Source organism: Fictibacillus sp. b24 (genome assembly GCF_030348825.1).
Taxonomy (GTDB): Bacteria; Bacillota; Bacilli; order Bacillales; family Fictibacillaceae; genus Fictibacillus.
The window spans coordinates 1049826-1062955 of sequence record NZ_JAUCES010000005.1; the positions used below are offsets into that span (position 1 = coordinate 1049826).

Consider the following 13130-nt stretch of genomic DNA (forward strand, 5'->3'; position numbering starts at 1 on the left):
GTGTTTTCATGAATTTTGAAGTAGGTAGCATTGTTGAAGGTAAAGTTACAGGCATTAAGCCTTTTGGTGCGTTCGTTGCATTAAATGATAATGTACAAGGTCTTGTACACATTTCTGAAGTTTCTCATGGTTTCGTTAAAGACATTAACGATGCACTAAGTGTTGGGGACGTTGTGTCAGTAAAAATTCTTTCTGTTGACGAAGACAGCAAGAAGATTTCACTGTCCATCCGACAAACACAGGAAGCTCCAGCTCCTGCACCTAAAAAAGAACGCCGCCCAGGTGGATTTAATAACAACAACAAAAAGAGCAGCACAAACAATCAAGACGCTAACAAAGGTTTCAACACTCTTGAAGCGAAACTTAAAGATTGGTTGAAAGAGTCTACAGACCGTCAGGCTCAACTTAACAAGCGCCTTAAAAAATAATGTAAAAAAACCTCTCATTTGAGAGGTTTTTTTTTGTATCCATTATTAAACGCGGTTATGTTCGGTATGACCTTCACGGCTAAGTTCTTCAGAAGGTTTAAATAACAATGTTAAACAATACAAACCGGAAAGCCCTACAAGACCATAAACGATACGGGCAAGAGCTGCGTCTTGGCCGCCAAAAATAGCAGCAACTAAATCAAACTGAAAAAATCCGATAAGACCCCAGTTAATCGCTCCGATAATCACTAATGCTAAGGCAAAGCGTTGTAATCCACTCATGTTACATCCTCCAATCAATAATATGAATAGAACGCACTTTTAGGGTGTCAATATTTTACTTTATTTATACATTCCCTAAATTCATGGCATGAAACAAAGCTGAAAAACACATCCTAGTATTCGGTAAGCTTATTGCTTTACATTGCCTTTCCTGTCCCACATAATACGTGTTAAACCATGCAAGAAGGAGAGATTATGATGAACGAATATATATATTACAATCCAACTCGATTGGTATTTGGAAAAAATCAAATTCAAACTTTACAAGATGAATTAGGGAAGTATGGCAAGAAAGTACTTGTTGTTTATGGTGGAGGTAGCATCAAGCTTAATGGTTTGTACGATGAAGTGATGAATGAATTAGAAAAAATGGATGCAGATGTAAGTGAGCTCTCAGGAGTTGAACCGAATCCTAGAGTTTCTACAGTCCGTAAAGGTGTAGAAATCTGTAAAGAAAAAGGAATTGACGTATTGTTAGCCGTTGGTGGAGGCAGTGTTATCGACTGTACAAAAGCAATTGCAGCAGGAGCGAAATACGATGGCGATGTTTGGGATCTTATTACGCTAAAAGCTCAACCTCAGGAAGCTCTTCCATTTGGAACTGTTCTAACTTTAGCTGCAACAGGATCTGAAATGAACTCAGGATCGGTTATTACAAATTGGGAGACCCAGGAAAAGTATGGATGGGGCAGCCCTCTCGTATTTCCTAAGTTCTCAATATTAGATCCGAAGAACACATTCTCAGTACCGAAAGATCAAACGATTTATGGAATTGTAGACATGATGTCTCACGTTTTTGAACAATACTTCCATAACGCTAAAAATACACCATTGCAAGATCGTTTTGCTGAATCGATTCTTTTAACCGTGATGGAAGCTGCACCTAAGCTTTTGGAAGATCTTGAAAACTATGAGTTGCGTGAGACCATTTTATACAGTGGAACTATGGCGTTAAATGGTACACTTCAAATGGGTCTGCGCGGTGATTGGGGCAGTCATAATATTGAACATGCTGTTTCAGCTGTTTACGATATACCGCATGCAGGCGGATTAGCAATTCTTTTCCCGAATTGGATGAGACACAACGTGGATACTGATGTATCACGATTCAAACAGCTTGCTGTCCGCGTTTTTGATGTTGATCCTGAGGGCAAATCGGATAAAGAAGTTGCTCTTGAAGGAATTGACCGCTTATCGGCTTTCTGGACTTCATTAGGGGCACCAAATGCATTGAAAGATTATGATATAGATGACTCCAAGCTTGACCTCATTGCAGATAAAGCAATGGCTAGAGGAGAGTTCGGTAATTTCAACAGCCAGAATAAAGAAGATGTATTAAACATCTTAAGAATGTCATTATAAAAGGAGGGGGTCAACCCCTTCTTTTTCATGCTGCTTTTTGAATATTTCGTCTTTTGTCAAGAAACCGATTACATTTACATGGTTTCTTGATTTGAATGTTGTACTTGTATAAAGTGAAAGAATAATGATTGTTTTAGGAGGCTTACATATGACAAAAAAGCTAAGTTTTGATTATAGCAAGGCACTTTCTTTTATTGGTCAGCATGAAGTAGATTACCTTACAGGTGCTGTAGAAGCTGCTCATAACGCTATCCATGAAAAAACAGGTGCAGGTAATGACTTTTTAGGATGGGTTGACCTTCCTGAGAATTACGACCGTGAAGAGTTTAGCCGCATTGTAAAAAGTGCTGAAAAGATTAAAAATGACTCTGATGTTTTGATCGTTGTCGGAATTGGTGGCTCCTATTTAGGAGCACGCGCAGCTATTGAAATGCTAAACCATTCTTTTTATAACCTTTTATCAAAAGAAGACCGCAAGACGCCACAAGTGTTCTTTGCGGGCCAAAACATCTCATCCACTTATGTTAAAGAGCTTTTTGATGTACTAAAAGACAAAGATGTATCCGTTAATGTGATCTCTAAGTCAGGTACAACAACTGAACCTGCTATTGCGTTCCGTATCTTTAGAAAGTTCCTAGAAGAAAAGTATGGAAAAGAAGAAGCTCGTAAGCGCATCTATGCGACTACAGACAAAGCTCAAGGAGCACTTAAAACATTAGCGAACGAAGAAGGCTATGAGTCATTCATTATTCCTGATGATGTGGGTGGACGGTACTCCGTTCTTACGGCTGTAGGCCTTCTGCCGATTGCAGTAAGCGGAGTTAATATTGAAGAGATGATGAATGGGGCTAAAGAAGCTGCAGCAGACTTCAATAACCCTAAGCTTGCAGAAAACCAAGCATATCAGTATGCTGCTGTTCGAAATGCGCTTTATAACAAAGGGAAGACGATCGAACTAATGGTTAACTACGAGCCAGGACTGCACTATGTGTCTGAATGGTGGAAACAGCTATACGGTGAGAGCGAAGGGAAAGACTACAAGGGAATTTATCCTGCGTCTGTAGACTTCACTACCGATCTTCATTCAATGGGGCAATATGTACAAGAGGGACGCCGTGATCTTTTTGAAACGGTTCTATATGTAGATCAAGCACGTGAGGAAATCAAGATCGAAGAAGATGATCAAAACCTAGATAAGCTTAATTTCCTTGCTGGGCAAACGATGGACTTTGTAAACAAAAAAGCGTTCCAAGGAACATTGCTTGCACACACTGATGGCGGAGTGCCAAACTTAATCGTAAGTCTCCCTGAGATGACGCCGTATCACTTCGGGTATATGGTTTATTTCTTTGAAAAAGCATGTGCGGTGAGTGGATACTTGTTAGGAGTTAACCCATTCGATCAGCCAGGTGTAGAAGCATACAAGAAAAACATGTTTGCTCTTCTTGGTAAGCCTGGGTTTGAAAAAGAAAAAGAAGAATTAGAAAAACGCCTATAAGTTTAAAAACCTGACTCTTTATTCCTTAGAGTCAGGTTTTTTCTATGCCGTTTTTTTCATTTTTTGAAAGTTCTTTTTTATAAGATTTTTGCTTTCAAACCTCATTTTTAATTTACTTCTGTGACAGTTGAGTGGAGTGTAAGGTGGGAGACTCCTCGAAAATTAAACTTCAAATTTTCTTCGTGCGATGTGTCGCTGCCGTAGCCTTCCTTGTCCTGCGGGATAGGCGGACAGTCCGAAAAGTGGAAGTGGCTCGTTCAGCCCCGACAAGCAAGAGGTAAATGGACAAGGAAGGCGCACTTTGCCTTCTGGGCCATTTAACTTTTGACCTCGAGGGGCTAGCCACTGCAACTAAACAGGTGAGACACTTAAGAGTTTATAGTACGAACGTGGCTCACCGCCTGCCCCGCGGAAAGCGAGCACCTGGAACGGAAATCAACCCCTTCCATAAAGAAACGCTCAAATAATCTATACAAGATTTGGATACGCTAAACAATAGAATATGTAGGAGGGACCATAATGAAACCTATAAAAAGCAGACTTGAGAATGAATTATGTGCTTTAAACGAAGCAGAGGAAGTAATGAAAGGAATGGGCTTTTCATACGGCGGAAACTGGGATTATGATCATGGATATTTTGATTATAAACTAGATGATGAAGTTGGATACACGTTTTTAAGAATTCCTTTTAAAGCGGTAGATGGGGAATTGGACAAAAAAGATACAGTGATTCAATTAGGGGAACCTTTTCTATTGGCTCATAAATACCAGGTAGGATTAGATGATAACGCTGAAACTGGAAACATATCGGGTAGTTTTAATCAGTTTTCAGAGCCGCAAGATCCAGATGCGACCATCGATAAAAAATGGATTGGTATTGGTAAAGACTTGGTGCAAAAAATAGAAACAGCTCTATTGAATTAATAAAACAGATAGGGGCCTTGTCCTATCTGTTTTTATATGAGCTCTCTTTCAAGACTTAACACCATCTCATGTGAAGCAAGATTTGATGTTTGAATAATATGATTGGCACCCGCACGTTTCGCATTTGTTGCTTGCTCAGTTGTTAGTATTTCTGCATGAATAGCTACTGTTGTACTTAATCCGCGAGCTGTCAGAACAGAAAGAATCGTGTTTCGATCCGCTTCAACTTCCTTTAAGTTGGCATCTGCTGTAATGAGAACCGTATGTGCCTTTTGTATATGAGCTTTGATCCACGTGAAATCTTCACTTGATTTTCCATGAATAAAATGAATGCCTTCCAAATATAAAGGGTTTGCTTCTAGAGACTCATCAATTAAAACGATATGATTGGTTTTTACTTTGTCTTTGATCGCTTGAATCGTATGTCTTGAACGTTCATTCCACCCAACGATTATAAAATGGTCTTTGTTTTTATACATATTTTTCCCCTCAAGAAATCGATTTTCGTTTTTAACAACAGCGCTGGCAAAGTGTACAGTTAAAAAGGCTAAAAATGATCCTCCTAAAAAGACAAGAAATATAGCAAGCAGCCTTATCTCATTTGTATGTGGTGCGTAATCACCATAACCTACTGTTCCAGCTGTAATAACAGCCCAGTAAAAACCTTCAAAAATGGTTGGAAACGTGTCTTTTTCAAAGAGGTGAGCTAAAACAGCGCTAGAGAATAAAATTATAAACAGAATGATACCAAGCCTAACCAACATGGGCAATCTCAAATATGCATAATACATGGCACGCATATAAACACACTCTCCTCCTATTAACACTATTGCCAAAGAGGATACGGATTTATACGAATGTGGAAAAAACAAAACCTCTGGTTCATTTTACAATTTACCAGAGGTTTTTCTATCATGAAGCTTGCAGAGTATGTAGATTTGTTGGGGCTGGGTCTTCCGAATCTGCAGCGTCTAGCTGTTCTGTTACACTTGCAATTTCTTCTTTTTCAACTTCTTGCTGTAAAGATGAAGCAGTTTTGGAACATTGTTGCTGTAATAAAGAATTATGATTTATAAGGGCTAAAGCTTGTTTTCTTAACTCTTCCGTTAATACGTTTGAATCTGTCTTAATTCTTACGGTTATGACGTTCCCATTAACAACAATCTCAATATATATCCACTGTTCTATTGGTTCTGGATTGGTTTGAACAGGTTCAGATACAGGATTAGGAGGAGTTTCGTTTTCTTTCGGTGGATCTACTATTATTTTTTCTTCTTTCGGCAGATCTACTTTTGGTTTTTCTCCTTTAGGCTTATCTTCTTTTGGCTTATCCTCTTTCGATTTTTCTTCCTTAGGTTTTTCTTCTTTCGGTTTTTCCTGCTTTGGTTTCTCTTCCTTCAATTTTTCATCTTTAGGCGGTGCAATAGCCGCAGGAATATCTTTTACAGGTGGCTTTGGTACATCTTTTTCATGACCACTTACAGCTGCTGTAGGAGGATGACTAGGCTTTTCGTGCCCTTGTTCTCTTTTAACAGGTTCAGCTGCCTTTTTTTCTTCCCTTTGTGGAGCAGCAGGAATGACAATGTGAGTCGTTGGTGATTCAATAGTTTTCTTTTTATGACTTTCTTCTATCTTTTCTTGAATGGGTAAAGCAGGCTTTTCTTTTTTTACTTTTTGCTCTTTTTCTTTTTGATCTAGAATTGGAAGAGGCGGCTCATATACAAGGTCTTCTTGTTTTTTAGCTGAGTCAGCTACAGGCTGAATCTCCTCTTTTAAAAGCTCTTTAATTGGACCGACTTTTTCAGAAATCTTTTCAATCGTTTGACCCGAAATTTCACTTTTTGTTATCTTAATGCCTGATTTCTTAGCAGCGGTATAGATCGCATAATGCCCAGGTGACATTTTCATCTTTTTGGATTCTTCACGTTCTTTGGAACTCATAACAATGGTTGTCATTTCAACAGACTTCTTTTTAGCAGTCTTTGTTATGACTTCGTTTACTCGCTGCTTCATTTCTATTTCCTTATCAGCAGGAATCTCTTCAGACAGAGTTGTGGTAATCAAAACTTCTTCTTTTGTTTGTAAATAACCAAGTTCTTTGCACGTATCAAATATGAGGTCTGTTACATATTCGATATCTCTATTCTTCCAATCATTCATTCGTTCGAGCACCATTTTACCTTGTTGATTATAGGCAAAGATATCAAGTACTTTCATGTCCTCGTCAATTTTCAATTCCAAACTAGGATCCATATCCATTCCAACATATGCATAAACTCCCGGTCCTGAGACTGGAGAAAGAATTTGGAAGAACAGCAGAAAAATGGCTAAGGCAGCCGCAGTACCTGTTTTCCAGTTAATCAAACCAGAAAAAATCGAACGACTTTTCTCTTCTGTAACAGGCAGCATGACTTCCTGACCTACTGAATAGGATGCACCTGTATTTCTAACTTTCTTAAATTCGCCGCCTTCAGCCAGAACGATGAGGTGACGCTTGCTCACTTCTACAATAATCGCTTTGTTCATTAGTGTTTTCCTCCTGTGCCCGGCACATATTGCAATAACACATGATAATTTTCAATAAAGATGAGTGTAAGTGCGGTTATGTATTCTCGCTGCCTCTTCATGGTGAGTTTCTGGTGCTGAGTACTCTCGCTGTGAAGAAGGGGCAATCGTTTCCATGTTAAAAAGTAGTTGCGCATTTCAGGATCTGCCGCAATCTCCTCAGCAACTTCAATGGCTTGCTGTCTATTTACAAGCTCTTTAGGAGTGCTGGAGACCAAGTGGCTAAAATCAATTCCAAATTCCTTTAACCGCATTTTAAAATGTGAGATTTCCTTAACAGGATCTGGTTCTCTTACGTTGTTTGTACATAGACTTACAGATGAACTTGAAGACCGCGATTCTAAAGCAGGCTGCAAGGGTTTATTCTTTCTACTAAACCACCGGCGAATCAATTGTTCCCCCTCCTTCCATTACATATGTAAAATAATATATTTCAAGATAATAATAACCAAATTATTATAGTATACTTTTACTTGAAAAAATAGAGAAAAAAGTCACGTGTGTAAATGTTTACGAAGTTTGATAGTTCAAATAGATGGAAAAGCTGTGAATGGGTGATAAAGGTGAAATACAATAAAGAGGATCGGGAAAAATACAGCGAAGCTATAGATCGAATGCAAGAAGGATTAGACAGCATGATCGACTTGTATAATGAAGCAGAAGACGATGAAGAGTTAATTCAATATGACGAAGATGTAATTTCGGCGATCAGACAAGCAAAAGAAAGCTTTGGAGATGAATTTATTAACCAAAAGATCAACACCATTGTAAAAGAAGTGCTCTCGCTCATGCAGGGGGGACAGACCCCACAAAAAGACAAATAGTTCTTTTATGTCCACTGGGAGAGGACTCTCGACGTATTGAACAAGAAAAGCGCCTTAGGGATAATCCTAAGACGCTTTTCTTGTATACGAATTTATTCTTTAAAAGATATACAACACGATGGGGAAAATGTTCCAGCACAACCAGAGCGTTAAGACAAAAAGTAATGATACTGGAATGGCTACTGTGTATTGAACCCAATTTGAAGTTTCTGAACTGATCTGCCAGATTTTGCGGATGACAAGAATTAATACTGGCACCACTAACAGCATGAAGAATATTCTTACCCAAAAGATATAAGTGGCAGTATCAGGATTTAAAGTAAATAAACTGATTATACACACCAATGCTATGATTCCATAGACTGGCCAGATCACTTGTTTCACTTTCTTTGTATCATGTACCGTTAAAAGATAGAAAGCAATTAAGCAAACGATAGAAAAAAGTATCATATTCAGACCTCCAAATCGTTATTTTTTACCCTATTCTATAATTTCATATTTTATGAGATTTAAATTGTGCATTTATTCATTTGGAATAAATATACCATCATGAGGCAGCAGGGATATTTCCCTGGAACATGGAACAAAAAATGGTTCTAGATGGATTATAAATCTTTTTACCTCAAAAAATATAAAATTAATCCTCTTGTTTACATAGCACGCATTATGAATTGAAGTATAAAAGTACACAGCATAAAAATCTGTGTGATTTATAGGGGAACATGCCATTGAAAATTTTCAAGCAACAGTGCTGCTGACTCTCCTTTATAAACCTATTATAAAATTAACTCTTGTAATTTATTGTATTTAATAGAAAAATAGAGAAAAGACAATTCTTGTAAAAATATATTAAAAATAATCCACAAGGATGTAGCCTATGCGAGAAACTTCGTTTGAATTACAGAATAAAAAACAACTGATGCATACCTTTTATGAAGCCGTGGATAGCGGAATTATCGTACTAGAACAATCCAGCAAAATTCTTTACGCCAATACAAAGGCGTACAGTATGTTAGAGCTGTCCGCAGAGGAAGTAGAGGGTATGTTTCTTAATAATCTTCCATTTGATGTTATGGATCAACATATATGTAAAGAATCATTATTTAAAGAAATCTATTTAAAATTTGCAAGGCAAAAGAAAAAAAATCATCAGATGGATCTCAAGATAGTATGCCAAAATTCGGGTAAGGTTAAGTGGTTATCGGTAACGATAGCCCCTATTTTGGATGCTTACAATAGACTCGAAAACCTTGTCCTCACCATAATTGACAATCATAAGTTAAAGGTAACAGAAAAAGAATTAAACCGCAGCCAGGAACGGTTTTACTCACTAGTGGATTCTTTGGAAGACACAGTTTTTACATTGGATCATAACTTTGTACATACAGGAATTTATGGAAGATGGATGAAGAAACATGGCGTAAAACCGTCCTATTTTTTAGGCAAGACGATTAGAGAAGTATTTGGAGATGCTATTGCAGAAGGTCAAGAACAAGCCTGTCATCTTGTTTTACAAGGAAAATCCCAGATTTATGAATGGAGCAATGTACGAGATGGTGAACGCCTCTATTACCAAGCGATTCTCTCTCCGATTAAAAATGATCTAGGTCAAGTTGAGGGAATTGTAGGTGTTTCAAGAGATATAACAGAAAGCAAGAGAATGGAACTCGGACTTCGTGAGAGTGAAGAAAGATTTCGTCAGTTTGCAGAAAATGCGAAAGACGTGTTCTGGATGCAAGATTACGGAACACGAGAGCTTCTATACATCTCTAAAGCGTATGAACAAATATGGGATACAGAATCTGCAACGTTTGAATCTGTATTTACAGATGTTCATCCTGAAGATAAAGAGGCAGTTGAGGGCTTTATTCATATCATTGCTCAAAGTGAATCTCAGATTGAATATCGTATACAAAGCAAGAATAAAAAAGTCCGCTGGATTAGAACGAGAGCGTTTCCGATAACCAATGATCAAAATGAGGTTTATCGAATAGCAGGAATCTCCGAGGATATTACAGAACTCAAGGAAAAGGAAGAACTCCTCAGAAAGTCGGATAAATTAACGGTAGTGGGTGAACTTGCTGCAGGAATCGCGCATGAGATCCGCAATCCGCTTACGAGTATTAAGGGATTTGTCCAATTGATGAAACCTGATATGGACGATTTGCATAGTGAAATTATTTTATCAGAGATGGATAGAATTGAATCGATCATCACTGAATTTTTAGTCTTGGCTAAACCACACCAAGAAACGTTCTTTCAGCAAAGAAACGTTAATGAATTTATAAAACAAAGTATTACGCTGCTTGATTCAGAAGCAAACCTCAACAATGTTCAATTTGAAACACACTTCATGAATGTCCCACAAATACTTTGTGAAGGAAACCAGATCAAACAAGTCATTATTAATGTCATCAAAAATGCGATTGAATCCATGCATAGCGGCGGGACGATCTTTGTAGAAACAGGTTCATATGATGAAGGATATGTCTTTATAAAAGTTACAGACCAAGGTGTGGGTATTAGCGAGGAGAGGCTTGCAAGACTTGGAGAACCATTTTATTCAAACAAAGAAAAAGGTATAGGTTTGGGATTAATGGTCTCGTTGAAGATCATTGAAAATCACCATGGCAACATTACCTTTGAAAGTATATTAGATATTGGAACGACCGTTACGATTCTGCTGCCTACTAAACTTTTACCCTAAGTGGTTAAACGCTCTTCAGTCTGACTGAAGGGCGTTTTTTTGCTTGCTAAATAAGTGTTTATGATTTTTTTAATAAGGGTAAATGTAGAGAGAAGCATGAAAAGTCTGAGCTTTAAGACTGGTTAGAATCTACATAAAATTGAGAATGTTAGAAATTCGTGCTACCCTTGTTTAGTAGGGGTTCTTACAAAAAGGGATATTCAAGGAGGATAAGAATGAAAGATTTCAAGAAGAGAATTAGTATTTTAGCAGTTGTGTTTTCTATGTTTGTACTAGCTGCATGTGGCAGCAGTGAGTCAAGTGATGGAGGTATTGAGTTAAAAAAGGATGGAGAATTTAATTTTATTGTCTCCGGAGAATTCCCTCCGTTTAGTTCAGTTGATAGCAATGGGGATTTAACAGGCTTTGATGTAGCCGTAGGAAAAGCCATAGCAGATGAACTTGGTTTAAAAGCCGTTCCAGAGAAATTTAAATTTCATGGCGCTGTTTCGGCAATAAAGGCAGATCGTTTTGACGCAGCAGTGGCAAGCCATACAATCACTGAAGACCGAAAGCAAGCAGTGAATTTTAGCGAGCCATATTATTATTCAGGTCCAGTTATTTTTACAAGACCAGATAGTGATATTAAAACGAAAGAAGATCTAAAAGGGAAAGAAGTTGCTGTTTCAAAAGGCTCTACCTATGAAAAATCTGCACAAGATTTTACAGACCAAATTAAAAATTATGACAGTGATGCTACAGCCCTGCGCGCGTTAAGTGAAGGAAAGCATGACGCAGTTATTACTGATGCAATCACAGGAAAACAAGCGATTGAAAAAGGTTTTAAGATTGTTGAACAAGAGCAGCTTGGTACGAGTGAACAGGCGATCGCTGTTAAAAAAGAGGATAAAGAATTGCTAAAAGCGATTAACAAAGCTTTGAAGAAAATGAAAGATAATGGTGAACTAGAAAAACTTAGTAAAGAATACATCGGTGCTGATATCACGAAAAAGCCTGAATAATGGTGTGAGCCGTCCGCATGTGCTGAATTGCAGGGCGGCTTTCTTTATATCACACTGTAACAACCTTTAAACAGAGAATAAAAGGGGAGGACTAAGGCATGTTTGATCTCGCACACATTTTAGATGTATTGATAGAAAGTTATCCGCTCTTCATAAAGGGGCTTTGGATAACGTTAAAACTTACCTTTGTTTCCATTCTGATTGGTACTGGTATCGGGCTAGTTTTTGCCCTTTTTAAAATTTCGGGAATTAAGATACTAAATTGGATTGCAAATATTTATATTGCACTTATTCGCGGAACACCCTTAATCGTCCAGATTTTCATCTTCTATTTTGGACTTGCTGAACTTGGAATTTCAGCGTTCTGGTCTGCTGCTTTTGGACTTGCCATGCATAATGGTGCATATATTGCAGAGATTTTTAGAGGATCCATCCAGTCTGTTGATAAAGGCCAAATGGAAGCTGGACGCTCTCTTGGTATGCCATATGGTTTAACGATGAGAAGAATCATTTTGCCGCAAGCATTTAAAAGAGCACTTCCTCCACTGGGGAACCAATTCATTATTGGATTAAAGGATTCTTCTTTGGCGTCTTTTATCGCACTAAACGAATTGTTTAGCATAGCGACAACCCAAGGATCCAGAACGTTTGACGAAATGACGTACTTAATTATTGTTGGCCTATATTATCTAATACTCGTCCTTCTTTTCACACTATTGGTTAATCTGTTGGAAAAGAAACTCTCAGCTGGGGAATAGGAGGCGCATTCTATGAAAAAAGAAATGATACGCATTGAAAATCTGAAGAAAAGTTTTGGTGACCTAGAAGTATTAAAAGAAGTAAACTTAGAAGTTCATGAAAGTGAAGTTGTTGTATTAATCGGAGCTAGTGGGTCAGGAAAGAGTACATTGCTTCGGTGTATCAATTTCCTAGAGATTAAAAACGGCGGAAAGATTGTTATTGAAGGGGAAGAAATAGATCCTAAATCACATAACCTAAATGAAGTTCGACAACGAGTTGGGATGGTTTTTCAGCACTTTAATTTGTTTCCGCATAAAACAGTATTAGAAAATGTTATGGAAGCTCCGGTTATGGTGAAAAATAAGAATAAAGCTGAAGCGAAAAAAGAGGCAATTTCCTTACTTGGTAAAGTTGGATTGTCAGATAAAGCTGATGTGTATCCTGCGAAACTATCAGGGGGACAAAAACAACGTGTAGCAATTGCTAGAGCACTTGCCATGAAACCAGATATCATGCTGTTTGATGAGCCTACTTCAGCCCTAGATCCTGAGCTAGTTGGAGAAGTATTAGCGACCATGAAAGAATTGGCGCAAGAAGGCATGACGATGGTTGTAGTTACACATGAGATGGGGTTTGCCAAAGAAGTGGCAGACGAAGTTGTTTACATGCATGACGGCCAAATCTGGGAAAGAGGAAAACCAGATGAACTGTTTAATGATCCAAAAGAACAGCGAACGAAAGATTTTTTAAGTTCGATTCTGTAAGAAGACAGAAGGTGCAGCTCTCAGGCTGCACCTT

General features: G+C 38.0%; 15 protein-coding genes. 10 read left to right on the top strand and 5 right to left on the bottom strand.

Annotation, left to right across the window (positions count from 1 at the left end):
- Positions 1 to 8: 8 nt before the first annotated feature.
- Positions 9 to 428 (top strand): S1 domain-containing post-transcriptional regulator GSP13, encoded by a 420-nt coding sequence (gene yugI / locus QUF49_RS05285; protein WP_289494686.1) that lies wholly within the window; start codon positions 9 to 11, stop codon positions 426 to 428.
- Positions 429 to 473: 45 nt separating this feature from the next.
- On the opposite strand, the gene QUF49_RS05290 is transcribed toward yugI, so the two are convergent.
- Positions 474 to 710 carry a DUF378 domain-containing protein gene (locus QUF49_RS05290; protein ID WP_289494687.1) on the bottom strand — a complete coding sequence of 79 codons (237 nt, stop codon included), beginning with the start codon at positions 708 to 710 and terminating at the stop codon, positions 474 to 476.
- 198 nt (positions 711 to 908) lie between these two features.
- Between QUF49_RS05290 and QUF49_RS05295 the strand changes: the two genes are divergently transcribed.
- From QUF49_RS05295 to QUF49_RS05310, 4 genes are all read left to right on the top strand, one after another.
- Positions 909 to 2072, top strand: coding sequence for an iron-containing alcohol dehydrogenase (locus QUF49_RS05295; RefSeq protein ID WP_289494688.1), 1164 nt, complete (start codon positions 909 to 911; stop codon positions 2070 to 2072).
- 148 nt (positions 2073 to 2220) lie between these two features.
- Entirely contained in the window at positions 2221 to 3570 is a 1350-nt protein-coding gene (locus tag QUF49_RS05300) for a glucose-6-phosphate isomerase (protein ID WP_066238775.1), read from the top strand.
- 143 nt (positions 3571 to 3713) lie between these two features.
- Positions 3714 to 3851 carry a hypothetical protein gene (locus QUF49_RS05305; protein WP_289494689.1) on the top strand — a complete coding sequence of 46 codons (138 nt, stop codon included), beginning with the start codon at positions 3714 to 3716 and terminating at the stop codon, positions 3849 to 3851.
- Positions 3852 to 4089: 238 nt separating this feature from the next.
- Positions 4090 to 4494 carry a YugN-like family protein gene (locus QUF49_RS05310; protein ID WP_289494690.1) on the top strand — a complete coding sequence of 135 codons (405 nt, stop codon included), beginning with the start codon at positions 4090 to 4092 and terminating at the stop codon, positions 4492 to 4494.
- Positions 4495 to 4526: 32 nt separating this feature from the next.
- Here the strand turns inward: QUF49_RS05310 and QUF49_RS05315 are convergent, their stop codons facing one another.
- The 3 genes from QUF49_RS05315 to QUF49_RS05325 all read right to left on the bottom strand — a co-directional run bounded on the left by QUF49_RS05315 (position 4527) and on the right by QUF49_RS05325 (position 7451).
- Positions 4527 to 5321, bottom strand: coding sequence for an ion channel (locus QUF49_RS05315; protein WP_289494691.1), 795 nt, complete (start codon positions 5319 to 5321; stop codon positions 4527 to 4529).
- A gap of 85 nt (positions 5322 to 5406) precedes the next feature.
- Complete coding sequence (locus QUF49_RS05320) at positions 5407 to 7020, bottom strand: anti-sigma factor domain-containing protein (RefSeq protein WP_289494692.1); 1614 nt, start codon at positions 7018 to 7020, stop codon at positions 5407 to 5409.
- The gene (locus QUF49_RS05325; RefSeq protein WP_289494693.1) at positions 7020 to 7451 is read right to left on the bottom strand and encodes a hypothetical protein; all 432 of its coding nucleotides are present in this window, start codon (positions 7449 to 7451) and stop codon (positions 7020 to 7022) included. The genes QUF49_RS05320 and QUF49_RS05325 overlap by 1 nt, the downstream gene beginning before the upstream one ends.
- A 171-nt stretch (positions 7452 to 7622) precedes the next feature.
- Here QUF49_RS05325 and QUF49_RS05330 point away from each other — a divergent pair, with 171 nt between their 5' ends.
- Positions 7623 to 7883, top strand: coding sequence for a protein mistic (locus QUF49_RS05330; RefSeq protein WP_289494694.1), 261 nt, complete (start codon positions 7623 to 7625; stop codon positions 7881 to 7883).
- A gap of 99 nt (positions 7884 to 7982) precedes the next feature.
- Here QUF49_RS05330 and QUF49_RS05335 read toward each other — a convergent pair whose 3' ends face one another.
- A complete protein-coding gene (locus QUF49_RS05335; protein ID WP_289494695.1) occupies positions 7983 to 8333 on the bottom strand; it encodes a hypothetical protein in 351 nt (116 codons plus the stop codon).
- A gap of 427 nt (positions 8334 to 8760) precedes the next feature.
- Here QUF49_RS05335 and QUF49_RS05340 point away from each other — a divergent pair, with 427 nt between their 5' ends.
- From QUF49_RS05340 to QUF49_RS05355, 4 genes are all read left to right on the top strand, one after another.
- Positions 8761 to 10590 carry a PAS domain S-box protein gene (locus tag QUF49_RS05340; RefSeq protein ID WP_289494696.1) on the top strand — a complete coding sequence of 610 codons (1830 nt, stop codon included), beginning with the start codon at positions 8761 to 8763 and terminating at the stop codon, positions 10588 to 10590.
- A 215-nt stretch (positions 10591 to 10805) separates the two neighbouring features.
- Positions 10806 to 11591 carry a transporter substrate-binding domain-containing protein gene (locus QUF49_RS05345; RefSeq protein ID WP_289494697.1) on the top strand — a complete coding sequence of 262 codons (786 nt, stop codon included), beginning with the start codon at positions 10806 to 10808 and terminating at the stop codon, positions 11589 to 11591.
- A 98-nt stretch (positions 11592 to 11689) separates the two neighbouring features.
- Positions 11690 to 12349 carry an amino acid ABC transporter permease gene (locus tag QUF49_RS05350; protein WP_289494698.1) on the top strand — a complete coding sequence of 220 codons (660 nt, stop codon included), beginning with the start codon at positions 11690 to 11692 and terminating at the stop codon, positions 12347 to 12349.
- A 12-nt stretch (positions 12350 to 12361) separates the two neighbouring features.
- A complete protein-coding gene (locus tag QUF49_RS05355; protein WP_289494699.1) occupies positions 12362 to 13096 on the top strand; it encodes an amino acid ABC transporter ATP-binding protein in 735 nt (244 codons plus the stop codon).
- Positions 13097 to 13130 lie beyond the last annotated feature (34 nt).

Bases quoted from the DNA above. Each gene is read 5' to 3' on its own strand.
- QUF49_RS05320 (WP_289494692.1), bottom strand. From the start codon at position 7,020: ATGAACAAAGCGATTATTGTAGAAGTGAGCAAGCGTCACCTCATCGTT.
- yugI (WP_289494686.1), top strand. From the start codon at position 9: ATGAATTTTGAAGTAGGTAGCATTGTTGAAGGTAAAGTTACAGGCATT.
- QUF49_RS05345 (WP_289494697.1), top strand. From the start codon at position 10,806: ATGAAAGATTTCAAGAAGAGAATTAGTATTTTAGCAGTTGTGTTTTCT.
- QUF49_RS05335 (WP_289494695.1), bottom strand. From the start codon at position 8,333: ATGATACTTTTTTCTATCGTTTGCTTAATTGCTTTCTATCTTTTAACG.
- QUF49_RS05350 (WP_289494698.1), top strand. From the start codon at position 11,690: ATGTTTGATCTCGCACACATTTTAGATGTATTGATAGAAAGTTATCCG.
- QUF49_RS05355 (WP_289494699.1), top strand. From the start codon at position 12,362: ATGAAAAAAGAAATGATACGCATTGAAAATCTGAAGAAAAGTTTTGGT.
- QUF49_RS05290 (WP_289494687.1), bottom strand. From the start codon at position 710: ATGAGTGGATTACAACGCTTTGCCTTAGCATTAGTGATTATCGGAGCG.
- QUF49_RS05310 (WP_289494690.1), top strand. From the start codon at position 4,090: ATGAAACCTATAAAAAGCAGACTTGAGAATGAATTATGTGCTTTAAAC.
- QUF49_RS05295 (WP_289494688.1), top strand. From the start codon at position 909: ATGAACGAATATATATATTACAATCCAACTCGATTGGTATTTGGAAAA.
- QUF49_RS05300 (WP_066238775.1), top strand. From the start codon at position 2,221: ATGACAAAAAAGCTAAGTTTTGATTATAGCAAGGCACTTTCTTTTATT.
- QUF49_RS05340 (WP_289494696.1), top strand. From the start codon at position 8,761: ATGCGAGAAACTTCGTTTGAATTACAGAATAAAAAACAACTGATGCAT.